General features: G+C 68.7%; 20 protein-coding genes and 1 riboswitch. Of the genes, 15 read left to right on the forward strand and 5 right to left on the reverse strand.

Annotation, left to right across the window (positions count from 1 at the left end; genetic code table 11):
- The first annotated feature begins 20 nt into the window (after positions 1 to 20).
- Together OX958_RS12270 and OX958_RS12275 are read left to right on the forward strand one after the other, a co-directional pair.
- Complete coding sequence (locus OX958_RS12270) at positions 21 to 1,112, forward strand: WD40/YVTN/BNR-like repeat-containing protein (protein ID WP_270137435.1); 1,092 nt, start codon at positions 21 to 23, stop codon at positions 1,110 to 1,112.
- Entirely contained in the window at positions 1,112 to 1,396 is a 285-nt protein-coding gene (locus tag OX958_RS12275; RefSeq protein ID WP_270137436.1) for a ubiquitin-like small modifier protein 1, read from the forward strand. Before OX958_RS12270 ends, OX958_RS12275 begins: the two co-directional genes overlap by 1 nt.
- A gap of 9 nt (positions 1,397 to 1,405) precedes the next feature.
- Here OX958_RS12275 and OX958_RS12280 read toward each other — a convergent pair whose 3' ends face one another.
- A complete protein-coding gene (locus tag OX958_RS12280) occupies positions 1,406 to 2,461 on the reverse strand; it encodes a 5-aminoimidazole-4-carboxamide ribonucleotide transformylase (RefSeq protein WP_270137437.1) in 1,056 nt (351 codons plus the stop codon).
- 21 nt (positions 2,462 to 2,482) lie between these two features.
- Positions 2,483 to 2,569: riboswitch (ZMP/ZTP riboswitch) on the reverse strand.
- Between the two features lie 161 nt (positions 2,570 to 2,730).
- Here OX958_RS12280 and ilvD point away from each other — a divergent pair.
- The 6 genes from ilvD to serA all read left to right on the forward strand — a co-directional run bounded on the left by ilvD (position 2,731) and on the right by serA (position 11,291).
- On the forward strand, positions 2,731 to 4,413 hold the full coding sequence (gene ilvD / locus OX958_RS12285) for a dihydroxy-acid dehydratase (RefSeq protein ID WP_270137438.1): 1,683 nt from the start codon (positions 2,731 to 2,733) through the stop codon (positions 4,411 to 4,413).
- A gap of 354 nt (positions 4,414 to 4,767) precedes the next feature.
- Positions 4,768 to 6,516: an acetolactate synthase large subunit gene (locus OX958_RS12290; RefSeq protein ID WP_270137439.1), complete on the forward strand. Its 1,749-nt coding sequence runs from the start codon at positions 4,768 to 4,770 to the stop codon at positions 6,514 to 6,516.
- Positions 6,517 to 7,200, forward strand: coding sequence for an acetolactate synthase small subunit (gene ilvN, locus OX958_RS12295; protein ID WP_442913264.1), 684 nt, complete (start codon positions 6,517 to 6,519; stop codon positions 7,198 to 7,200).
- Between the two features lie 49 nt (positions 7,201 to 7,249).
- Positions 7,250 to 8,269: a ketol-acid reductoisomerase gene (gene ilvC, locus OX958_RS12300; protein WP_270139043.1), complete on the forward strand. Its 1,020-nt coding sequence runs from the start codon at positions 7,250 to 7,252 to the stop codon at positions 8,267 to 8,269.
- A 166-nt stretch (positions 8,270 to 8,435) separates the two neighbouring features.
- Entirely contained in the window at positions 8,436 to 9,581 is a 1,146-nt protein-coding gene (locus tag OX958_RS12305) for a trypsin-like peptidase domain-containing protein (RefSeq protein ID WP_270137440.1), read from the forward strand.
- Between the two features lie 111 nt (positions 9,582 to 9,692).
- Positions 9,693 to 11,291 carry a phosphoglycerate dehydrogenase gene (gene serA, locus OX958_RS12310; RefSeq protein ID WP_270137441.1) on the forward strand — a complete coding sequence of 533 codons (1,599 nt, stop codon included), beginning with the start codon at positions 9,693 to 9,695 and terminating at the stop codon, positions 11,289 to 11,291.
- Positions 11,292 to 11,724: 433 nt separating this feature from the next.
- Here the strand turns inward: serA and OX958_RS12315 are convergent, their stop codons facing one another.
- Both OX958_RS12315 and OX958_RS12320 read right to left on the reverse strand, forming a co-directional pair.
- Positions 11,725 to 12,111, reverse strand: coding sequence for a DUF2255 family protein (locus OX958_RS12315; RefSeq protein WP_270137442.1), 387 nt, complete (start codon positions 12,109 to 12,111; stop codon positions 11,725 to 11,727).
- Positions 12,111 to 12,842: an SDR family oxidoreductase gene (locus OX958_RS12320; protein WP_270137443.1), complete on the reverse strand. Its 732-nt coding sequence runs from the start codon at positions 12,840 to 12,842 to the stop codon at positions 12,111 to 12,113. Before OX958_RS12320 ends, OX958_RS12315 begins: the two co-directional genes overlap by 1 nt.
- Before the next feature lie 67 nt (positions 12,843 to 12,909).
- Between OX958_RS12320 and OX958_RS12325 the strand changes: the two genes are divergently transcribed.
- Positions 12,910 to 13,362 carry a MarR family winged helix-turn-helix transcriptional regulator gene (locus OX958_RS12325; protein ID WP_270137444.1) on the forward strand — a complete coding sequence of 151 codons (453 nt, stop codon included), beginning with the start codon at positions 12,910 to 12,912 and terminating at the stop codon, positions 13,360 to 13,362.
- Between the two features lie 513 nt (positions 13,363 to 13,875).
- On the opposite strand, the gene OX958_RS12330 is transcribed toward OX958_RS12325, so the two are convergent.
- A complete protein-coding gene (locus tag OX958_RS12330; protein WP_270137445.1) occupies positions 13,876 to 14,442 on the reverse strand; it encodes an O-methyltransferase in 567 nt (188 codons plus the stop codon).
- 259 nt (positions 14,443 to 14,701) lie between these two features.
- Here OX958_RS12330 and OX958_RS12335 point away from each other — a divergent pair, with 259 nt between their 5' ends.
- From OX958_RS12335 to OX958_RS12360, 6 genes are all read left to right on the forward strand, one after another.
- Complete coding sequence (locus tag OX958_RS12335; protein WP_270137446.1) at positions 14,702 to 14,854, forward strand: hypothetical protein; 153 nt, start codon at positions 14,702 to 14,704, stop codon at positions 14,852 to 14,854.
- Complete coding sequence (locus tag OX958_RS12340) at positions 14,851 to 15,900, forward strand: 3-isopropylmalate dehydrogenase (protein WP_270137447.1); 1,050 nt, start codon at positions 14,851 to 14,853, stop codon at positions 15,898 to 15,900. The genes OX958_RS12335 and OX958_RS12340 overlap by 4 nt, the downstream gene beginning before the upstream one ends.
- 90 nt (positions 15,901 to 15,990) lie before the next feature.
- Positions 15,991 to 17,082: a branched-chain amino acid aminotransferase gene (locus OX958_RS12345; RefSeq protein ID WP_270137448.1), complete on the forward strand. Its 1,092-nt coding sequence runs from the start codon at positions 15,991 to 15,993 to the stop codon at positions 17,080 to 17,082.
- 88 nt (positions 17,083 to 17,170) lie between these two features.
- Positions 17,171 to 17,569 (forward strand): hypothetical protein, encoded by a 399-nt coding sequence (locus tag OX958_RS12350; protein ID WP_270137449.1) that lies wholly within the window; start codon positions 17,171 to 17,173, stop codon positions 17,567 to 17,569.
- Between the two features lie 241 nt (positions 17,570 to 17,810).
- Complete coding sequence (gene cimA, locus OX958_RS12355) at positions 17,811 to 19,400, forward strand: citramalate synthase (RefSeq protein WP_270137450.1); 1,590 nt, start codon at positions 17,811 to 17,813, stop codon at positions 19,398 to 19,400.
- Complete coding sequence (locus OX958_RS12360) at positions 19,397 to 19,687, forward strand: hypothetical protein (RefSeq protein WP_270137451.1); 291 nt, start codon at positions 19,397 to 19,399, stop codon at positions 19,685 to 19,687. The genes cimA and OX958_RS12360 overlap by 4 nt, the downstream gene beginning before the upstream one ends.
- On the opposite strand, the gene OX958_RS12365 is transcribed toward OX958_RS12360, so the two are convergent.
- Positions 19,674 to 20,762 carry an epoxide hydrolase family protein gene (locus OX958_RS12365; protein WP_270137452.1) on the reverse strand — a complete coding sequence of 363 codons (1,089 nt, stop codon included), beginning with the start codon at positions 20,760 to 20,762 and terminating at the stop codon, positions 19,674 to 19,676. The genes OX958_RS12360 and OX958_RS12365 overlap by 14 nt on opposite strands.
- Positions 20,763 to 20,798: the final 36 nt, after the last annotated feature.

The following is a 20,798-nucleotide window of genomic DNA, read 5'->3' on the forward strand; positions in this document are numbered from 1 at the left end:
GCGACCGAGGGAGGACAAAGATGTCCGAGACCGTACTGCTGATCGGGACCAAGAAAGGGCTCTGGATCGGCCGGAGCGACAGCGAGCGCCGGGAGTGGAGACTCAACGGGCCCTCGTTCGAGATGCAAGGCGTGTACTCGGTCGGCATCGACACTCGTGGTGAGCGGCCACGTCTGTTCGCCGGCGGCACCAGTGAGCATTGGGGTCCGGCCGTCTTCCACTCAGACGATCTCGGTCAGACCTGGGACGAGCCACCGGAGGGCTCGATCGGCTTCCCCGCCGGCGCCGACGCATCGATGGAGCGGGTCTGGCAGATTCAGCCTGCGCCCGAGAACCAGCCCGGCGTCGTGTACGCCGGTGCGCAACCGTCCTCACTGTGGAAGTCGACCGACGGCGGGGTCCGCTTCGAGTTGGTCAGCGCCCTGTGGGACCACCCGCATCGCAAAGACTGGGGCGCGGGCTTCGGCGGTCAGGCGATCCACACCGTGCTGCCGCACCCCACCGACTCCCAACGGATGAGCGTCGCGATGTCGACCGGCGGGGTCTACCAGACCACCGACGGCGGCGATTCGTGGAAGCCGGCGAATCACGGCATCAAGGCGTACTTCATGCCCGATCCGGATCCCGAGTTCGGTCAGTGTGTCCACAAGCTGGCGGGGCACCCCGCCGTACCGGAACGGTTGTTCGCGCAGAACCACCACGGCGTCTACCGCTCCGACGACGGCGGCGCGATCTGGAAGTCGATCGCGGACGGCCTGCCCTCGGACTTCGGCTTCCCGATCGTGGTGCATCCGCACGAGCCGGAGACCGTCTACGTCTTCCCACTGGTTGCCGACGGCAACCGGATTCCCACCGACGCGAAGTGCCGCGTCTACCGTTCCCGCGACGCGGGCTCGACCTGGGAGGCCCTCACGAACGGGCTGCCCGAGGTTCCGTCGTACGCGCCCGTACTGCGAGACGCGCTGTGCGTGGACCAAGCGGATCAGGCGGGCGTCTACGTCGGTACTCGGGACGGTTGCGTCTACGCGAGCGCCGACGGGGGCGACAGTTGGGTCGAGGTCGCCCGCCATCTTCCCGACGTCCTGACCGTGCGCGCGGCGGTGCTCGGCTGATGTCCGTGGCAGTGAAACTCCCGACGGTGCTCAGACCATTCGCCGGGGGAGCGGAGCGGGTGCAGGTCGAGGTGGCGGGCGAGCCCACCGTGGGCAAGGTTTTCGCCGCGCTGGAGGTCGAGCATCCAGCGCTGCGCCGGCGGCTGACCGACGACCAGGGCGCGCTCCGCCGGCATGTGAACGTCTTCCTCGGGAACGACAACGTTCGCGATCTGAACGCGCTCGACACACCGCTGTCCGACGGGGACGAGCTGCTGATCCTGCCGAGCGTGGCGGGCGGCTGATGCTCGGGCCTAGTGGTGGAACAGGCGAATACCCGTGCGGGACAAGGTCATGCCGACCGCGGCGCAGGCCGTGGTGACCTCGGCCGAGCGGATCGAGCCGCCTGGTTCGGCCAGGTGGCGTACGCCGTGGCGGTGCGCCTCGTCGATGTTGTCGGCAAAGGGGATCGCGCCGTCCGAGGTCATCGCGACCTCGGTCAGCCGGTCCAGCCATGCGGCGCGATCGACAGCGGAAAGGCGGTCCACCTCGGCCAGTTGGTGAGCGATGCGAGCAGACAGCGGCAGGTCGGAGCGGACCGTGATCGCGCGGCGGAGCCACCAGGTGTCGGCCTTCTGCCCTGCCAGGCGAGTGCAGTCGATCCGGGACTGCTGTCCCGCTCCGATGCCGATCGCCATCCCGTCCTTCAGCAAGGCGATCGAGTTGGACTGGGTGTAGCGGAGCACGATCAGCCCGAGCAGAAGGTCCCGCGCGGCCTGATCCGGGAGGTCGGGGACCAGCAGAGAGCGAGTCAGCGGCTCGGCGTCGCGATGCTGAGTGAGCCGAAGGCCGTAGAGCTCCCGGACCTCTTCGAGCGGCGGCTCGAAAGCAGGGTCGGCTTCGAGGATCAGGAACGTCCCGCGCTTCTTCGCCGAGAGCGTGCCGACCACGCCCGCGTCGTACCCGGGCGCGATGATGCCGTCGCAGGTCAGCCGCCTCAACACGTCGGCCAGGTCGCGATCGACCGGGTGGGAGACGGCGACGAAGTCCCCGTACGACGACTTCGGGTCAGCGTCGCGTGCTCGGAGGTAGGCGCTGGTGACGGGCGAGGTGGTGCCGACGGCGTACGTCGTACGGATGGTCTCGTCGAGCGGTCCGGCCAAGGCGGCGCCCGCGGGCGAGACGTGTTTGAAGGAAGTCGCCGCCGGTACGCCGAACGCGTGACGCGCCTCGCGGACGAGTTGCCACGCGTTCGCGGCGTCCAGCACGTTGATGTACGACGGCGAGCCGTGCAGCACCGTGAAGGGAGACGGCCCCAGGGCCGACACAGTGGCGGGCTGGTGCGGGTTGATTCCGTAGCGCAGGTGCATCGCGAGCCTCCGAGGACGAATCGGAGGCGCCCAGGCGGACGACGCCTTTACTTGCCGCAACGGTCGCTTCCCGGTGGTGCTCCACCTTCGCCAGTCACGACCGCAGACCCGGACCCTAGCGCCTCCGGATGCGCCGGCGGGATGTGCTGACACGCAGTACAGGTGACCGGCCGCAACCCCCAACCGCGACCCCGACCGCACGGCCGGCCGCGTAGTACTGGACAGGGGGTCGGCAGTCTTGTCCGGCCGGCGCTCCTACAGTGAGCGGTATGTCGAACACGCCTGATATCAAGCCGCGGAGCCGGACGGTCACCGATGGGCTGGAGGCGACCGCCTCGCGGGGGATGCTGCGTGCGGTCGGGATGGGGGACGACGACTGGGTCAAACCGCAGATTGGGGTGGCGTCGAGCTGGAACGAGATCACCCCGTGCAACCTGTCGCTGGACCGGCTCGCGAAGGCGGTCAAGGACGGCGTCCACGCGGCCAAGGGCTATCCGCTGGAGTTCGGCACGATCAGCGTCTCCGACGGCATCTCGATGGGCCACGTCGGCATGCACTACTCGCTGGTGAGCCGCGAGATCATCGCCGACTCGGTCGAGACGGTGATGGAGGCCGAGCGGCTGGACGGCTCGGTGCTGCTGGCCGGCTGTGACAAGTCGCTGCCCGGCATGCTGATGGCCGCCGCTCGCCTCGACCTGGCCAGTGTCTTCCTGTACGCCGGTTCGATCATGCCCGGCAAGCTCGGGGACAAGGACGTCACCATCATCGACGCCTTCGAGGCGGTCGGGGCCTGCGCTCGTGGTCTGATCACCCGCGAGGAGGTCGACGCCGTCGAGCGGGCGATCTGCCCGGGCGAGGGCGCCTGCGGTGGGATGTACACCGCGAACACGATGGCGTCCGCAGCCGAAGCGCTCGGGATGTCGCTGCCTGGTTCAGCCGCGCCGCCCGCGGTCGACCGGCGCCGGGACGGCTTCGCGCGCAGGTCCGGCGAGGCGGTGGTCAACCTGCTCAGCAAGGGGATCACCGCGCGACAGATCCTCACCAAGGAGGCGTTCGAGAACGCGATCGCGGTCGTGATGGCGCTGGGCGGTTCCACCAACGCCGTACTGCACCTGCTCGCGATCGCCCGTGAGGCCGAGGTCGATCTCACCCTCGACGACTTCAACCGGGTCGGCGACAAGGTTCCGCACCTGGGTGACCTCAAGCCGTTCGGGCGCTACGTGATGACCGACGTCGACCGCGTCGGCGGCATCCCGGTCGTGATGCGCGCGCTGCTCGACGCGGGCCTGCTGCACGGCGACTGCCTGACGGTCACCGGCAAGACGATGGCCGAGAACCTGGCCGACATCGCCCCGCCGGACGTCGACGGCACGATCATCCGCGCACTGGACCGGCCGATCCACGGCACCGGCGGTATCACCATCCTCAAGGGCAGCCTCGCCCCGGACGGTGCCGTGGTGAAGAGCGCCGGTTTCGACGAAGACGTCTTCGAGGGGACGGCGCGCGTCTTCGACGGCGAGCGCGGCGCGATGGACGCCGTCGCGGACGGTTCGCTGCAGGCCGGCGACGTCGTGGTGATCCGCTACGAGGGCCCGAAGGGCGGTCCGGGAATGCGCGAGATGCTGGCCGTCACCGGCGCGATCAAGGGCGCGGGGCTCGGCAAGGACGTGCTGCTGCTGACCGACGGCCGGTTCTCCGGCGGTACGACCGGACTCTGCGTCGGTCACGTCGCCCCCGAGGCCGTGGACGGCGGCCCGATCGCCTTCGTCAAGGACGGCGACCGGATCACTCTGGACGTCCGGAACCGCACTCTCGACCTCCACGTGGAGCCCGAGGAACTCGTACGGCGCAGCCAGGGGTGGACGCCGAAGGAGCCCGCGATCACCAAGGGCGTCCTCGGCAAATACCGCCGCCTGGTCACCTCCGCCTCCGAAGGCGCCGTCTGCACCTAGCCAACCTCCCCTCACGACCGGCGACTCTCCCCCTGTTCCAACCGGGGGTAAGTCGCCGATCGCGGGGGTAGCCCTCCGAGCGAGGGGGTGGCGCGGAGGATTAGACTGCTGAAACGTAAGACGGGCGTCTCGGATGGTGGGACGGTCCGGTGGTGAGCTTGACCGGATCAAGGGGAGTCGGCGATGGTGACTGCATGCGATCGATTCTTCTCGTACTTGTGCGGCGCGCCGACTGACGCGACCTCAGAGTCGAGCGCGCCCCCTCAGCCCACCCGGCTCAGGGGGCTTTTTCTTTGTACAGCAGCAGTCTTTCGTGCAGCAGTGACGAAGCAGTGACGACCAAGGGAAGGCACCATGAGTGAGCAGCTGACCGGGGCACAGGCTCTGATCCGCGCACTGGAACATGCCGGAGTGGACACCGTCTTCGGCATCCCGGGCGGCGCGATCCTCCCGGCGTACGACCCGATGCTCGACTCCACCCAGATCCGCCACATCCTGGTACGTCACGAGCAGGGCGCCGGCCACGCCGCCCAGGGCTACGCCTCGGCGACCGGCAAGACCGGGGTCTGCATGGCGACCTCCGGCCCGGGCGCGACGAACCTGGTGACGCCGATCGCCGACGCGTACATGGACTCGGTGCCGCTGGTCGCGATCACCGGCCAGGTCGCCAGCGCGTCGATCGGCACGGACGCCTTCCAGGAGGCGGACATCCGCGGCATCACGATGCCGATCACCAAGCACAACTTCCTGGTCAACGACCCCAACGACATCGCCAGTACGATCGCCGAGGCCTTCCACATCGCCTCCACCGGTCGCCCCGGGCCGGTGCTGGTCGACGTGACCAAGGACGCGATGCAGGCCACGGTCGACTTCCGCTGGCCGACCGAGCTGTCCCTGCCCGGCTATCGCCCGGTCACCCGCCCGCACCCCAAGCAGGTGCGCGAGGCGGCCCGGCTGATCGCCGCCGCCGAGAAGCCGGTCCTGTACGTCGGTGGCGGCGTGATCCGCGCGAAGGCGCACGCCGAGCTGAAGGAACTCGCCGAGCGGTGGGGCATCCCGGTCGTCACCACGCTGATGGCGCGGGGCGCGCTGCCCGACACCCACGAGCTGCACTTCGGTATGCCGGGCATGCACGGCTCGGTCTCGGCCGTCGGCGCGCTGCAGCGCTCCGACCTGCTGATCTGCCTGGGCGCGCGCTTCGACGACCGGGTGACCGGCAAGCTGAGCTCGTTCGCCCCCGAGGCCAAGGTCATCCACGCCGACATCGACCCGGCGGAGATCGGCAAGAACCGGCACGCCGACGTCCCGATCGTCGGTGACTGCAAGGAGGTCATCGTCGATCTGATCGCGGCGCTGAACTCCGAGACAGGCAGTAACGGCAAGAGCCCGGACTACTCGTCCTGGCGTGGCCTGCTCGACTCGGTCAAGGCGAAGTACCCGGTCGGGTACGACGAGCCGGAGGACGGCAGCCTCTCCCCGCAGTACGTGATCGAGCGGATCGGCCAGATCGCCGGCCCGGACGCCATCTACACCAGCGGCGTCGGCCAGCACCAGATGTGGGCCGCGCACTACCTGCCGTTCGAGAAGCCGATGCACTGGCTGAACTCCGGCGGCCTCGGCACGATGGGGTACTCCGTGCCCGCGGCGATGGGCGCCAAGGTCGCGCGGCCCGACAAGACCGTCTGGGCGATCGACGGCGACGGCTGCTTCCAGATGACCAACCAGGAGCTCGTCACCTGCGCGCTGGAGGGCATCCCGATCAAGGTCGCGGTGATCAACAACCAGTCGCTGGGCATGGTCCGGCAGTGGCAGACGCTCTTCTACGACAAGCGTTACTCCAACACCGACCTGCACTCGGCCCGGATCCCGGACTTCGCCAAGCTGGCCGAGGCGATGGGCGGCGTCGGGCTGCGCTGCTCGGACCGGGAGTCGGTCGACGCCACCATCGACAAGGCGATGTCGGTCACCGACCAGCCGGTCGTGGTCGACTTCGTCGTGCACCGCGACGCGATGGTCTGGCCGATGGTTGCCGCCGGCACCAGTAACGACGATATCCAGATCGCCCGCGACATGGCGCCCAAGTGGGACGGGGAGGACCTGTAGATGTCCAAACACACGCTGTCGATCCTGGTGGAGAACAAGCACGGTGTGCTGGCTCGCGTCGCCGCGCTCATCTCGCGCCGCGGGTTCAACATCGACTCGCTGGCCGTCGGCCCGACCGAGCACCCCGAGGTGTCCCGGATGACCATCGCGGTCAGTGTCGACGAGCAGCCGCTGGAGCAGATCACCAAGCAGCTGAACAAGCTGGTGAACGTGATCAAGATCGTCGAGCTCGAGCCGACCGCCACCGTGCAGCGCGAACTGCTGCTGGTGAAGGTCAAGGCGGACACGCTGAGCCGCGGGCAGGTGCTGGAGACCGTCCAGCTGTTCCGCGCGAAGGTCGTGGACGTCACCCCGGACGCGATCACCATCGAGGCCACCGGCAATCCCGAGAAGCTCGAGGCCATGCTCCGGGTGCTGGAACCCTTCGGCGTCCGCGAACTGGTGCAGTCCGGCATGGTCGCGATCGGCCGGGGCAGCCGCTCCATCTCCGACCGCACCCTGCGCCCGGTCCCGGTACCGCCGCCGCACGTGGCCTCCGGCGAACCCGCGCTGCAGGCCCGCCCGGCCGGCTCGGCCAACACCGCCGGTACCGCGACCCCGGCCGGTGCGCCGGGCCCCAACCCGACCCACCCGGTTCCGGCGCCGCCGCCGGGTCACCGTCCCGCCCCGGCTCGCCAGGGCTGAATCCCCTCTCAAAAGAACTCAAGGAGACGAGCTCCAAGTGGCAGCAGAAATGTTCTACGACGACAACGCCGACCTGTCGGTGATCCAGGGCCGTAACGTGGCCGTGCTCGGCTTCGGAAGCCAGGGCCACGCCCACGCGCTGTCCCTGCGCGACTCCGGCGTCGACGTTCGGGTCGGCCTGCCGGAGGGCTCGAAGAGCCGTGCGAAGGCCGAGGCCCAGGGCCTGCGCGTGCTGACCCCGTTCGAGGCCTGCGAGGAGGCCGACGTCATCGTCGTGCTCGCGCCGGACCCGGCACAGCGCTCCCTCTACAAGGAGGCCATCGAGCCGAACCTGGTCGACGGCGACGCGCTCGTCTTCGGCCACGGCTTCAACATCCGGTTCGGCTACATCGAGCCGCCGGCCGGCGTCGACGTCTTCATGGTCGCCCCGAAGGGCCCCGGCCACCTGGTCCGTCGTGAGTTCAGCGAAGGCCGCGGCGTCCCCGTACTGGTCGCCGTCGAGCAGGACCCGACCGGCAAGGCCTGGGACCTCGCGCTGTCCTACGCCAAGGGCATCGGCGGCCTGCGCGCCGGCGGGATCAAGACCACCTTCACCGAGGAGACCGAGACCGACCTGTTCGGTGAGCAGGCCGTCCTCTGCGGTGGCGTCTCGCAGCTGATCCAGTCCGGCTTCGAGGTACTGACCGAGGCCGGCTACCAGCCGGAGGTCGCGTACTTCGAGTGCCTGCACGAGCTCAAGCTGATCGTCGACCTGATCTACGAAGGCGGCATCGCCAAGCAGCGCTGGTCGGTCTCCGACACCGCCGAGTACGGCGACTACGTGTCCGGCCCGCGGATCATCGACGAGTCGGTCAAGCAGCGGATGAAGGAGGTCCTGGGTGACATCACCGACGGCACCTTCGCGGCCCGCTTCATCGCCGACCAGGACGCCGGCGCGCCGGAGTTCGCGGAGTTCCGCAAGAAGAGCCAGGAGCACCCGATCGAGGCCGTGGGCAAGGACCTGCGCGGCCTGATGGCCTGGGTCAAGTCGCACGACGACGACTACGTCGAGGGCAGCGCCGCACGCTGATCGCGCGGTAGTTCGCGGTACGCCGATGTCCGGCTCACGTCACAGTGAGCCGGACATCGGCTTTTTGTTTGACACAATCAGTGACGCAACGAACCAGGGTGGGTGACGAGGGGGTAGTCGAGTGGTGGACAGCGGCCGGCGAGAGCTGCCGAGGCCGCCCCGGCGCGTGCCCGCCGGGGCGCTGGCCCCGCTGACCTCGATCGAGGCGCCACCAAGGCTCCCGGCCGCCCCGCAGCCGCCGATGCCGCCGAGGTTCCGGCCGCGCTTCGTGGCTCCACTGGTCATCTTCGTGCTCGTGCTGGGCCTAGGGGCGGGCTGGCTGATCCGGCAGGACAGCCTCACGCTCGACCCGGCGGAGGTGCAGAAGCTCGCCGGCCCGAGCGTTGTCAGGGTTCTTGCCACCACTTGCGAGGGCACCGGCATCGCGTCCGGCGTACTGCTCGAGAACGGGCTGGTGCTGACCGCGTCGTCCGCGATCAAGCAGCCGATGTCGGTGGCGTTGCAGACGACCACCGGCGAGGTACGCCGGGCCAACGTGCTCGGCCGCAGCCAGGACGGCGTCGCCGTCCTGCGGATGATCGGTCAGCTCGACGCGCCGAAGGCTCAGCTCGCGCCGAAGGATCCGCCTGACGCTGCCGAACGTGCTGTGGTCGCCTTCATCGCGAACGGGCTGCAGACCATCCAGTTGCTCGGCCCCGCGAAGGATCCCAAGCCGCTGTCCTCGGTGCTCAACGCGACCAAACTCGGCGCGCCCGTGCTCGACGGGTCGGGCCGGGTGGTGGGTCTCATCACCGGCGACACGGTTCCGGCCGCGACCGTCGTACCGGTCGGGAAGCTGCGTGAGTACGCCAGTACGGGGCAGCCGGGAATCACCCCCGAGCCTGGCGGCGGCTGTGCACGCTCGCGGGGGCCGCAGCTTCCGATCGTGCCGGAGCTGACGGTCGCCAACACGCCGCTGGCGGGGGAGGTCCAGAAGCTGCTGGGCGACTACCTGACCATGACGAACCGGCACGACTTCGCGGCGCTCCGGACGCTGTACTCCGCTCAGCTGGCCAAGAACCTTCCGGAGGCGAGGGACCGCGAGCACCACCAGACGTCGTACCTGTTCGGAGCGCGGATCATCGAGGTGACCGAGACGGGGGAGTACGTGAACGCGCGGATGACGTTCACGGTGCTCTTCTCGCCGAACAGCACCGGAGCGCAGGGACAGACCTGCAACCGGCTCGACAACCGGTACCGGCTGGTGCGTGAGCGGGGGAAGCTCCTCGTCGACACGGCGACCGCCGTCCAGCGCGCTCGTGGCTGTGACTGATGAGACCCTCCGGGCAGCCCGCACCCGGACCAGGTAGGGTTGTCCTCAGCGGGCACAGCGCGGTGCTCTGATTTCTTCGAGCCCCCAACCGCTTCTGCAGGAGATGTCTCCATGACTGTCGCAGCCCGACCTGTCGTCCTGATCGCCGAAGAACTCTCCCCGGCCACCGTCGAGGCGCTCGGCCCCGACTTCGAGATCCGGCACGCCAACGGTGCCGACCGCGCCGAGCTGATCCCGGCCATCGCCGACGTCGACGCCATCCTGATCCGCAGCGCCACCAAGGTGGACGCCGAGGCGCTCGCCGCCGCCAAGAAGCTCAAGGTGGTCGCCCGCGCCGGCGTCGGCCTGGACAACGTCGACGTGAAGGCCGCCACCCAGGCCGGCGTGATGGTCGTCAACGCGCCGACCTCCAACATCGTCAGCGCCGCCGAGCTCGCGGTCGCGCTGCTGCTGGCCGCCGCCCGCCGGGTGCCGGCCGCCGACCTCTCGCTGAAGAACGGCGAGTGGAAGCGCAGCAAGTTCAGCGGCGTCGAGCTGTTCGAGAAGACCGTCGGCATCGTCGGCCTCGGCAAGATCGGTGTCCTGGTCGCCCAGCGGCTGGCCGCCTTCGGCATGAACGTGATCGCCTACGACCCGTACGTGCAGGCCGGCCGCGCCGCGCAGATGGGGGTCCGGCTCGCGACGCTCGACGAACTGCTGGCCGCCAGCGACTTCATCTCCGTGCACCTGCCGAAGACGCCCGAGACGATCGGGCTGATCGGCGACGAGCAGCTGCACAAGGTGAAGCCCGAGGTGATCATCGTCAACGCCGCTCGCGGCGGCATCGTCGACGAGGCCGCGCTCTACACCGCGCTGAAGGAAGGCCGGGTGGCCGCGGCCGGACTCGACGTGTTCGCCAAGGAGCCGTGCACCGACTCGCCGCTGTTCGAGTTCGAGAACGTCGTCGCCACCCCGCACCTGGGCGCCTCCACCGAGGAAGCCCAGGAGAAGGCCGGGATCGCCGTCGCCAGGTCCGTCCGGCTCGCGCTGTCCGGTGAGCTCGTGCCCGACGCGGTCAACGTCCAGGGCGGCGTGATCGCCGAGGACGTCCGGCCCGGCATCGCCCTGACCGAGAAGCTCGGCCGGATCTTCACCGCGCTGGCCGGCGGCGTGGCCCAGCAGCTCGACGTCGAGGTGCGCGGTGAGATCACGCAGTACGACGTGAAGGTGCTCGAGCTGGCCGCGCTGAAGGGCGTGTTCGCCGACGTCGTCGAGGACAACGTCTCCTACGTCAACGCACCGCTGCTCGCGGCCGAGCGCGGCCTCGAAGTACGGCTCGTCACTGACCACGAGAGCCCTGAGCACCGCAACCTGATCACGCTCCGCGGCACGCTGGCCGACGGCGTACAGGTATCGGTCTCCGGCACGCTGGTCGGCGTCAAGCAGTCCGAGCGGCTGGTCGAGATCGACGGCTTCGACCTCGAGGTCGAGCTGGCGGCGCACCTGGCGTTCCTCAGCTACGAGGACCGCCCGGGCATCGTGGGCCAGGTCGGTGGAATCCTCGGGAAGTCCGACATCAACATCGCGGGTATGCAGGTCAGCCGGGACCGCAAGGGCGGCAAGGCGCTGGTCGCGCTGAGCGTCGACTCCAGCATCCCGACCGCGGTACTCGACGAGATCGCCACCTCGGTCCAGGCCGACACCGCCCGCGCGGTCGACCTCGAGGTCTGAGAACTTAAATCCCTCCTGGGGTCGCATGCGGCCCCAGGAGAAGGGCAAACTGTGTGAACAGGTCCGGCCAGCCGCCCGCAGGCGCATGGCGGCCGGCCAGGGCCCGAGCCCTCCCACCGGGAGCGCGCTCGGGCCCACCTGTTGTTTGGGGTACTTCGGGTGAGCCGCCCCCGCGGGGCTCCTTCGTCGCTCCCGCTCCCCACCCCCCGGCTCCGGGCTCCTACGTCGCCCTCCCGCCGCCTGGAATTGTGAGGGTTGACCGGCTTGGGGTGGGGAGGTGACCGGTGGTCCGAGGAGATGCTCGGTGGTGGCCGGTGGCCGGTGGCCGGTGGCCGGTGGTCCAGGGGGGGCCGGTGGTGCAGGCGAGGCGAGGCCTCCGGGCGGATTCTTGCGAGCTGGGCCTGGCGCTCCGAGCGCTGGGGACGGTCTGCCATCACCGCCGGTTGAGCTGCAGGGTTGTGGCTGCGGCCTCGTCTGCGATCATCTGCTCAACCGTTGCGGCGCCGTACCGCTCGTACTTCGCCTGGTAGGCCGCGTCGACGGCCGCTCGCAGTTGGTCCGACTCGTCGGCGACATCCGTGACGGTGACATCGGCTTGCAGACCTGGCACGCGAATGCAGGCCCGGTGGGACTCCAGCACCTGCGCGAACCAGCCGGTGTCGCGCCGGTACCAGGTGCGTACGTAGACCTGCTCATCGACGCAGACGACCCAGATCGGTAGCCAACGGCGCAGAGTTCCGTCGGGGAGTCTGGGGGCGATCTCCAGTTCGTCGGCAGTGCTGATTCGCTGGATGTCGTCCGGGGTCCAGATTGCAGTCATCAGTTCTTGAGGGTGCCGCCGTACGCCTCCGGGACCAGGTCGGCCTGCTCGGCGCCGCTTCTGATCAGGTCGAGAATCGCCTCGGCGACTGCCTCGGCTGACTGGGGCTTCAATCCGCTGGCGGCCTCCATCTGAAGCGCGTCCTCGACGCTGCCGCGGACTGTGCCGACGAACTCGGTTTCGGTGATCGACGGGAACATCAACGACACGGCGATGCCGGCGTCGGCGACCTCCGCGCGGGCGATGGCCGAGAGTTTCTGCAACGCGGCCTTGGATGCGGCATAGGCGCCGGAGCCGGGCAGTGTCGCCCAGATGATGCCGGAGCTCACGTTGACGACGGCTCCGGCTTCCTGCTTCCGCATCTGCGGCAGCACTGCCTGCATCGTCACCAGTGGTGCGACGAGGTTGAGCTCGAGGAGAGCCCGGAAGTCGTCGGGGTCGATGGCGTCGATGGTGGCCTGCAGCCCTTGGCCGGCATTGTTCACCAGTACGTCGATCCGTCCGAACCTCTCGAGCGCGGTACCGACCGCCGCCTCGAACTGCGCCCGGTCCGTCACGTCACACGGGATGGCCAGCGCGTCGCCGAACTCTTCGGCCAGCTGGCGAATGCGCTCCTCGCGGCGGGCGATCAGCACCACCCGCGCGCCGGCCCGGGAGGCGGCTCGTGCGGTGGCTGCCCCGATCCCTGACGACGCTCCGGTCACGAGCACCACGGCTCCGTTGATCTCCATGGAAGACCTCCTCATTAGATTGCTATCGTTTGATAGCTATCACTTGATAGGAAGGTATCGTGAGGGCATGAGTGATGTCAAAGCCGCCGGCCTGCACGAGTTGGCCGACCTGGTCTTCGCGGTGGGGCGTCAGTTGCGGCCGCCGACCGATCCCTCGTTCGAGCCGTGTACGCCGATCGAGATCAGTGTCATGCGGTTCGTCCATCGCAACCCAGGCACCTCCGCGCGCGCCGCGTCGGAGGCGACGCTGCTTCCCTCCAGCAACTTCAGCCGGGTACTTCGCGGGCTGGAGCAGCGAGGACTGGTGGAGCGCGTCGTGGACGAGCGCAATGCCCGGGGAGTGTGCCTGTATCCCACCGAGAAGGCTGAGCGGAACCAGCAGTACCTGCGGGACAACTGGGACCAGACGCTGCGGGGGATCATCGACGATCCGGCGGTGATCGAGGTTGTCAATGCGACTCTTCGGCGGATCGAGGAGGAGCTCATCGCCCGGCGTCGTGGGGTGGATCCGGCTGGTTGAGCTGGGGGAAACCGCCCCGCGGGGCTCCTTCGTCGCGCCGCTCCCCCCGGCTCCGGGCTCCTCCGCCCTCCCGCCGCCTTTGATGTGCAGCACGAGCGGGGTCGGCGGGGTTTGGTGACGACCAGCCGGGTCGTAGTGGTGACACCGCAGGCGCTGCACGCTGAGTACGCATGAGCCGTGGCGGCCGACCGGCACGCGGGGTCGCGAACATAGCGACAGGCAGTGGTCGCTATCAGAGTCCCGCGAGCTGCCGGTCAACGCTGGAACTTGTCAGTCGGCTGACATCACTGCCTGTCGCTATGTCCGCGAGCGCAGACTGGTCGCGGCGCTCACGCTCGGCCCATGCCACAGGCAGCATCAGACAGGGCATGCCGGACAACTCAGCCAGCCGTTCACCATCCGCAACTACAGCGGATCGTCCCCAAGGCAGGCCGGCCCACCTCCCGAGACCCAGGTGCCGGGGTGGGGAGTAGCGCGACGAAGATGCGCCGCCGGGCGGTCTAGCCTGAAGAACTACCGCCTGGTGGCGAGCAGTACTGCCGCGTCGATGGCGACCATGACCTCGACAGTGGTGAAGCGCTTGTCCTGCAGCCATTCCTGGCGCAGCGTGTCGACGCGTCCCTCGTACATCGGCGGCCAGACGCCGGACGGAGTGAAGTCGTCCAGTACGACGAAGCCGCCGGGCTCGACCGCTTCGGCAATCACATCGCGGGCGGACAGTTTCGCTTCGCGGGCGTCGACGAAGAGCAGCGAGAACGGGCCGCGTTCGATCAGGGCGGTCCAGTCCGCCGACAGGACCTCGATCCGGCCGTCGTCGGCGAAGAGCTCCTTGACGATCTGGGCCAGTTGGGGGTTGCTCTCGGCGGTGACGATCTTGGTGTCCTTGGTCGCGCCGTGCCGCAGCCAGGCGGATCCGACGCCGCAGCCGGTGCCGACCTCGCCGAGGGTTCCGGTTCGGGACGCCGCCAGGGTGGCGAGCAGCCGGCCGGTCTCGTTGCGGGTCGAGCTGACGAATCCGCGCCGTCCGGACAGGCTGAGGGCCGCTGAGACCAGCGGCGGCAGTTCTGGGGGAGCACTCACCGGTTGAGAGTTGCACAGCATCGGCCCAGTCGTGTCACTGGTATCTCATATTTCGGGACAGAGTGCCCGCATTGTGGCGAATTGGTCGCACGCCAGAGTATCTTCGGACCCATCATGAAGTTCGTGGTACGCCTTATTCGCTGCCGCGCCGGGGTCCGCTGAGGCCGACCTCCCCGGTGCGGGTTTCGGCGTACCTCCCGCCCGGTAGTGCCAGTCGTCGGCCGTTTGTGACAAGCACCAGACCAAACGGGAGACCAGCATGTACGACATGTATCCGGCCAACTGGAACGTCGTCGACGGACGCGAGCGCAAGGCCGCCCGCCGCCGGCGGCCCACTCCACGTGCCAGCGAGACCCAGCCAGTCCAAGAGGCCATGAACCGCCGCGACAACGGGGGAGAACCCAAGAAGTGAGCACCAACAAGTCGTTCAAGCTGGCAGTCGTCGGTGGCGACGGGATCGGTCCCGAGGTCACCGCCGAGGCACTCAAGGTGCTCGACGCGGTCAGTGCGAACTTCGGCGTCACGTTCGAGCGCACGGAGTACGACCTGGGCGCGAAGCGCTGGCACGAGACCGGCGAGACGCTGCCGGACGCGGAGCTCGAGGAGATCCGCGGCCACGACGCGATCCTGCTCGGCGCCGTCGGCGACCCGACCGTGCCGTCCGGCGTACTCGAGCGCGGGCTGTTGCTCAAGCTGCGGTTCGCCCTCGACCACTACGTGAACCTGCGCCCCTCGAAGGTCTACCCGAGTGTCGGCTCCCCGCTGGCCGACCCGGGTGAGGTCGACTTCGTCGTCGTCCGCGAAGGCACCGAGGGCCCGTACGTCGGCAACGGCGGCGCGCTCCGGGTCGGTACGCCGGCCGAGATCGCCACCGAGGTCTCGGTCAACACCGCGTACGGCGTGGAGCGGGTCGTCCGGGACGCGTTCGCCCGGGCACAGGCGCGGCCGCGCAAGAAGCTGACGCTGGTGCACAAGAACAACGTGCTCGTGCACGCCGGTCACCTGTGGACCAGGACCGTCGACGCGGTCAAGGCGGACTTCCCCGAGATCGCCGTCGACTACCTGCACGTCGACGCGGCGACCATCTTCCTGGTCACCGACCCGTCGAGGTTCGACGTGATCGTCACCGACAACCTGTTCGGTGACATCCTCACCGACCTGGCGGCGGCGATCAGCGGTGGGATCGGGCTGGCCGCGAGCGGCAACATCAACCCGGACCGGACCGCGCCGAGCATGTTCGAGCCGGTGCACGGCTCCGCGCCGGACATCGCCGGCCAGCAGAAGGCGGACCCGACGGCAGCGATCCTGTCCACCGCCCTGCTCTGCGACCACCTCGGCCTGACCGAGGCCGCTGCCGCGATCGAGGCGGCCGTGACCGCCGACATCGAGGAGCGGACCGGCGCCTCCAGGACGACCTCGGAGATCGGTGACGCGATCGCCAAGCGTGCGGCAGGGTGACGACGTGTTCCGGTACGACGCACGCCGGGGCGGTTCCGGCCGCCCCGCTGCTGCTCGCCTGACCAGTTCATCAGCAGGTACGGTGCGCCTATGAGCGCGGATTTGCAGTTCACCGTTGAGCCCAACACCCAACCGGCCAGCGACGACCAGCGCGCCCAGATCCTGGCGAACCCAGGATTCGGGCAGAACTTCTCCGACCACATGGCGATCGCCACCTGGACCCGCGAGAACGGCTGGCACGACGCGAGGATCACCGCCTTCGGGCCGCTGGAGCTGTCTCCGGCGACCGCGGTGTTCCACTACGCCCAGACGATCTTCGAGGGGATGAAGGCGTACCGCCATCTCGACGACTCGATCCACCTGTTCCGGCCCGAGGCCAACGCGGCGAGGTTCAACAAGTCGGCCCGGCGGCTCGCGCTGCCCGAGCTGCCCGAGGACGCGTTCCTCGACTCGCTGCACAAGCTGATCGAGCTGGATCAGGCCTGGGTCCCCGCCGGTGGCGAGACCTCTCTCTACCTGCGGCCCTTCATGTTCGGCTCGGACCCGTTCCTCGGCGTCCGGCCGTCGGCCCAGGTCACGTACTGCGCGATCGCCTCGCCGGCCGGCTCGTACTTCGCCAAGGGCGTCAAGCCGGTCCGGATCTGGTTGAGCGAGGAGTACACCCGCGCAGCCCCCGGTGGCACCGGCGCGGCGAAGACCGGCGGCAACTACGCTTCGTCGCTGCTGGCCCAGGCCGAGGCCATCGAGCAGGGGTGTGACCAGGTCGCCTTCCTCGACGCGGTCGAGAAGAAGTGGATCGAAGAGCTCGGCGGGATGAACCTGTACTTCGTCCTCGACGACAGCACGGTGGTCACGCCGGAGCTGTCGGGCACGATTCTCGAGGGCATCACCCGGGACTCGATCCTCAAGCTCGTCACCGATCTCGGCTACAGCGTGGCCGAGCGGAAGATCTCCATCGACGAGTGGCGCGAAGGCGCGGCCTCCGAGCGCATCCAGGAGGTGTTCGCCTGCGGCACCGCCGCGGTGATCACCCCCGTCGCCTCCCTCAAGTGGAACGGTGGCGAGGTGCAGGTCGCCGACGGTGAAGGTGGCAAGGTCACCGCCGCCGTCCGATCGGCCCTGCTCGACCTGCAGTACGGCCGGGCGACCGACACCCACGGCTGGATGACCAAGGTCTGCTGACCTTCACTCCGTCAGGCGCCCGGGGGATTCCCCGGGCGCCTTGTCGTTTCACAGCGTCTTCTCAGTTGTTGTGGATAGGGTCGCGGCCATGACTGGCTTCCCGGACGAGGTTGAGGCGTACTACGCGGAACTGGCCGACCGGCGTGGCTGGCAGGCCGACGCCGTGCAGGCGTTCCGCGCGTCCGTCGAGCTGATCCGCGACCTCGACCGGGGCGCCGGCGCCCGGACGTTCGGGGCGCGCGCCGACGAGTACGGCACGGACTGGCTGTTCGAGGCGGTCTGGCACGAGCGCGAGTGGGTCATCGTCCGGCAGTTGCAGGTCGGCGAGGACGGCACCGTACTGCGGTACTGGTGGCAACGTCTCGAGGATGAGGACGGCTCTCTCACCGAAGAGGGCCTCAACCGCGAGGAATGGGGCCTCCGCCCACTCACTCGCGAGGACTTCTACACCGCGTGGGACGACCCGGGCTGGTCGCTGACCGCCTGATTCCAGTACTCCGCCGCGCGCCGTAGTACTGGCTGACGTACTGGATGTTCGCTTTTCGAGACAATCGACTGCTTGACGGAATTCCTGTGGCAGACTTCCCAATGTCATGAAGACCTACGCGATCATTATCGACTAGCGCGCTCAGCCGGCAGCACCTGAGCGCGCAGACCTCTCGCATCACGCGGGAGGTTTTTTGTTTGCCTGAAGTGTTTGTCCGAAGGCCGTATCGGAAGGCGATCCAGTGAGCACATCCGACGATTTCCACGTCTACGACACCACTCTGCGCGACGGCGCGCAGCAGGAGGGTCTGGCGCTGTCCGTGGCCGACAAGATCGCTATCGCGCACCACCTGGACGACCTGGGCGTGGGATTCATCGAGGGCGGCTGGCCGGGCGCCGTACCGAAGGACACCGAGTTCTTCCAGCGGGCACGGACCGAGCTGCACCTGCGGCACGCGACCTTCGCTGCTTTCGGCGCGACCTGCAAGCCCGGTACGCCGGCCGCCGACGACCAGCAGGTCGCCGCGTTGCGCGACTCCGGTGCCTCGGTCGTCACGTTGGTTGCCAAGAGCCACGATGCGCACGTCGAGCGGGCACTGCGGACGACCCTCGACGAGAACCTGCGGATGGTCGCCGACACCGTGCGGCACCTGACGGAGCACGGACTGCGCGTCTTCCTCGACACCGAGCATTTCTTCGACGGCTACCGAGCCAACCGTGCGTACGCGCTGGAAGTGGTGCGGGTTTCGGCCGAAGCCGGCGCCGACGTGGTCGCCCTCTGTGACACCAACGGCGGCACGCTGCCCCGGGAACTGCAGGAGATCGTCCGCGACGTCCTCGACACCACCGGCGCGCGAGTGGGGATCCACGCGCACAACGACGGCGGCTGCGCGGTGGCGAACTCGATCGCCGCCGTCGAGGCCGGCGCCACGCACGTCCAGGGCACCATCAACGGGTACGGCGAACGCACCGGCAACGCCGACCTGCTCGCCGTGGTCGCCAACCTCGAACTCAAGCGCGGGATGGAGCTGCTCCCGCCTGGCCGGCTGGCCGAGTCGTACCGGATCGCCCACGCGATCGCCGAAGTGACGAACGTGCCGCCGTCGAACCGGCAGCCGTACGTCGGTGTGTCCGCTTTCGCCCACAAGGCGGGACTGCACGCCAGCGCCATCAAGGTGGATCCCGATCTCTACCAGCACACGGATCCCGCCCTGGTCGGCAACGACATGAGGATGCTCGTCTCGGAGATGGCCGGCCGGGCGAGTGTCGAACTGAAGGGTCGCGAGCTCGGCTTCGACCTCGGCAACGACCGTGACCTGGTCAGCCGGGTGACGGACCGGGTGAAGGAGATGGAGTCGCGGGGCTACACCTTCGAGTCCGCCGACGCGTCCTTCGAGTTGCTGCTGTCCGAGGAGGTCGCCGGCGAGCGGGTGAGCTTCTTCGACGTCGAGTCGTGGCGGGTCATCACCGAGTCCCGCGCCGACGGCGAGGCGGTCTCCGAGGCGACCGTGAAGCTGGTCGCGGGCGGCGACCGCGAGATCGTCACCGGCGAGGGCAACGGCCCGGTGAACGCGCTCGACCACGCGCTGCGGTCCGCGATCGAGCGCGCCTATCCGGTGGTGCGCAAGTTCGACCTGGTCGACTACAAGGTGCGGATCCTCGACCAGGGGCACGGCACCGACGCGGTGATCAGAGTCCTGATCGAGACCGCCGACGGCGAGGGATCCTGGCTCACCGTCGGCGTCGGTCACAACATCGTCGAGGCATCCTGGGAGGCGCTGGTCGACGGCGTCACCTACGGTCTGCTTCGCCACAAGGAGGTCGTGCGATGACTGCCCTGGCAACCCTGGCCCAGACTCCGGTGACGGCACCGGAGACGGCGCCCGCGTACGTCGTACCGAAGCGGGTGCTCACCACCTTCACCGCTCAGATCGTCGAGACCCGCGGCCTGCTGGCGCGGATCGCCGTCCAGCTGAACCCGTACGACGTCCGCGAACTGACCCTCTGCCTGGAGACCTGCACCCTCCGTGTAGTTGTCGAAGGCAACGGCTTCGACGCCGGCCGGGTCGCCGCCCGGCTGGACAAGGTGATCGGCGTCCTCGAGGTCAGCTACTCCTGAGCCCCGTGAAGAACGAGGTGATGTCGGCGGCGAGCTCTTCGGGGACCTCCCAAGCGGAGAAGTGACCGCCTTGGGTGAACTCGGTCCATTGGCGTACGTCGTACGAGTGCTCGACGTGCGCGCGGACCGCGAGGGTGATGTCGTGCGGCAGGACGGCGACGCCGATGGGAACCGGGCAGGGTGGTGAGGCCTGGCGGGCGGTCTCTTTGGTCAGCCTGGCCGATGAACCTGCGGTACCGGTGAACCAGTAGAGCGAGACGTTGGTCAGTACCTCGTCCGGCGAGATGTCCGAGGCCGGGTCGGTCCACTCGGTGAACTTCTCCGCGATCCAGGCGAGCTGGCCGACGGGGGAGTCGGTCAACGCGTAGGAGATCGTTTGCGGCCGGGTCGCCTGCAGTGCTTGGTAGGCGGGCCGGTTCGCCATCAACTCCTTGATCCGCGCAAGCCGCCGGGTGTCCTCCTCGTCGAGGTCGAAGGTCACGCCCGGCGGCGGCGGGCCTGGCAGATAGGTGAGGTGCAGGCCGACCACGTTCTCCGGTGCGACATTGGCCAGGGCGCGAGAGATACCCGAGCCGAAATCGCCGCCGTGAGCGCCGTACCGGTCGTAGCCGAGCCGGTTCATCAGCTCGGCCCAAGCGCGGGCGACGCGATCGACACCCCACCCCGTCTCGTTCGTCGGACCGGAGAATCCGAAGCCCGGGATCGACGGGATCACCAGGTGGAACTCGGCCGAAAGCGGCTCGATCATTCCGAGAAACTCCAGGAAGGACCCCGGCCAGCCGTGGGTGAGGATCAGCGGTAGCGCGTCCTCCCGGGCCGACCGCACGTGCACGAAGTGAACTCGCTGGCCGTCGATCTCGGTCGTGTACTGCGGAAGCTCGTTCAGTCGCGCTTCCTGCTTCCGCCAGTCGAAGCCCGTCGCCCAGTACTCCGCCAGTTCCCGCACGCGGGCGAGCGGGATGCCGTAGTCCCAACCGACTCCCGGCAACTCGTCCGGCCAGCGCGTGCGGGCGAGGCGATCGGTCAGGTCCGCGAGGTCTGCCGACGGAACATCGATGGTGAACGACTGGATCATGACTGCTCCTTCGTTGGTCTGACCAACAATACGGCA

The sequence above is a fragment of the Kribbella sp. CA-293567 genome (genome assembly GCF_027627575.1).
Lineage (GTDB): Bacteria > Actinomycetota > Actinomycetes > Propionibacteriales > Kribbellaceae > Kribbella.

What these genes read in the sequence shown, in the direction of transcription:
- OX958_RS12270 (WP_270137435.1), top strand. Translation starts at nt 21, where the DNA reads ATGTCCGAGACCGTACTGCTGATCGGGACCAAGAAAGGGCTCTGGATC.
- OX958_RS12275 (WP_270137436.1), top strand. Translation starts at nt 1,112, where the DNA reads ATGTCCGTGGCAGTGAAACTCCCGACGGTGCTCAGACCATTCGCCGGG.
- OX958_RS12280 (WP_270137437.1), bottom strand. Translation starts at nt 2,461, where the DNA reads ATGCACCTGCGCTACGGAATCAACCCGCACCAGCCCGCCACTGTGTCG.
- ilvD (WP_270137438.1), top strand. Translation starts at nt 2,731, where the DNA reads ATGTCGAACACGCCTGATATCAAGCCGCGGAGCCGGACGGTCACCGAT.
- OX958_RS12290 (WP_270137439.1), top strand. Translation starts at nt 4,768, where the DNA reads ATGAGTGAGCAGCTGACCGGGGCACAGGCTCTGATCCGCGCACTGGAA.
- ilvN (WP_442913264.1), top strand. Translation starts at nt 6,517, where the DNA reads ATGTCCAAACACACGCTGTCGATCCTGGTGGAGAACAAGCACGGTGTG.
- ilvC (WP_270139043.1), top strand. Translation starts at nt 7,250, where the DNA reads ATGTTCTACGACGACAACGCCGACCTGTCGGTGATCCAGGGCCGTAAC.
- serA (WP_270137441.1), top strand. Translation starts at nt 9,693, where the DNA reads ATGACTGTCGCAGCCCGACCTGTCGTCCTGATCGCCGAAGAACTCTCC.
- OX958_RS12315 (WP_270137442.1), bottom strand. Translation starts at nt 12,111, where the DNA reads ATGACTGCAATCTGGACCCCGGACGACATCCAGCGAATCAGCACTGCC.
- OX958_RS12320 (WP_270137443.1), bottom strand. Translation starts at nt 12,842, where the DNA reads ATGGAGATCAACGGAGCCGTGGTGCTCGTGACCGGAGCGTCGTCAGGG.
- OX958_RS12325 (WP_270137444.1), top strand. Translation starts at nt 12,910, where the DNA reads ATGAGTGATGTCAAAGCCGCCGGCCTGCACGAGTTGGCCGACCTGGTC.
- OX958_RS12335 (WP_270137446.1), top strand. Translation starts at nt 14,702, where the DNA reads ATGTACGACATGTATCCGGCCAACTGGAACGTCGTCGACGGACGCGAG.
- OX958_RS12345 (WP_270137448.1), top strand. Translation starts at nt 15,991, where the DNA reads ATGAGCGCGGATTTGCAGTTCACCGTTGAGCCCAACACCCAACCGGCC.
- OX958_RS12350 (WP_270137449.1), top strand. Translation starts at nt 17,171, where the DNA reads ATGACTGGCTTCCCGGACGAGGTTGAGGCGTACTACGCGGAACTGGCC.
- OX958_RS12360 (WP_270137451.1), top strand. Translation starts at nt 19,397, where the DNA reads ATGACTGCCCTGGCAACCCTGGCCCAGACTCCGGTGACGGCACCGGAG.
- OX958_RS12365 (WP_270137452.1), bottom strand. Translation starts at nt 20,762, where the DNA reads ATGATCCAGTCGTTCACCATCGATGTTCCGTCGGCAGACCTCGCGGAC.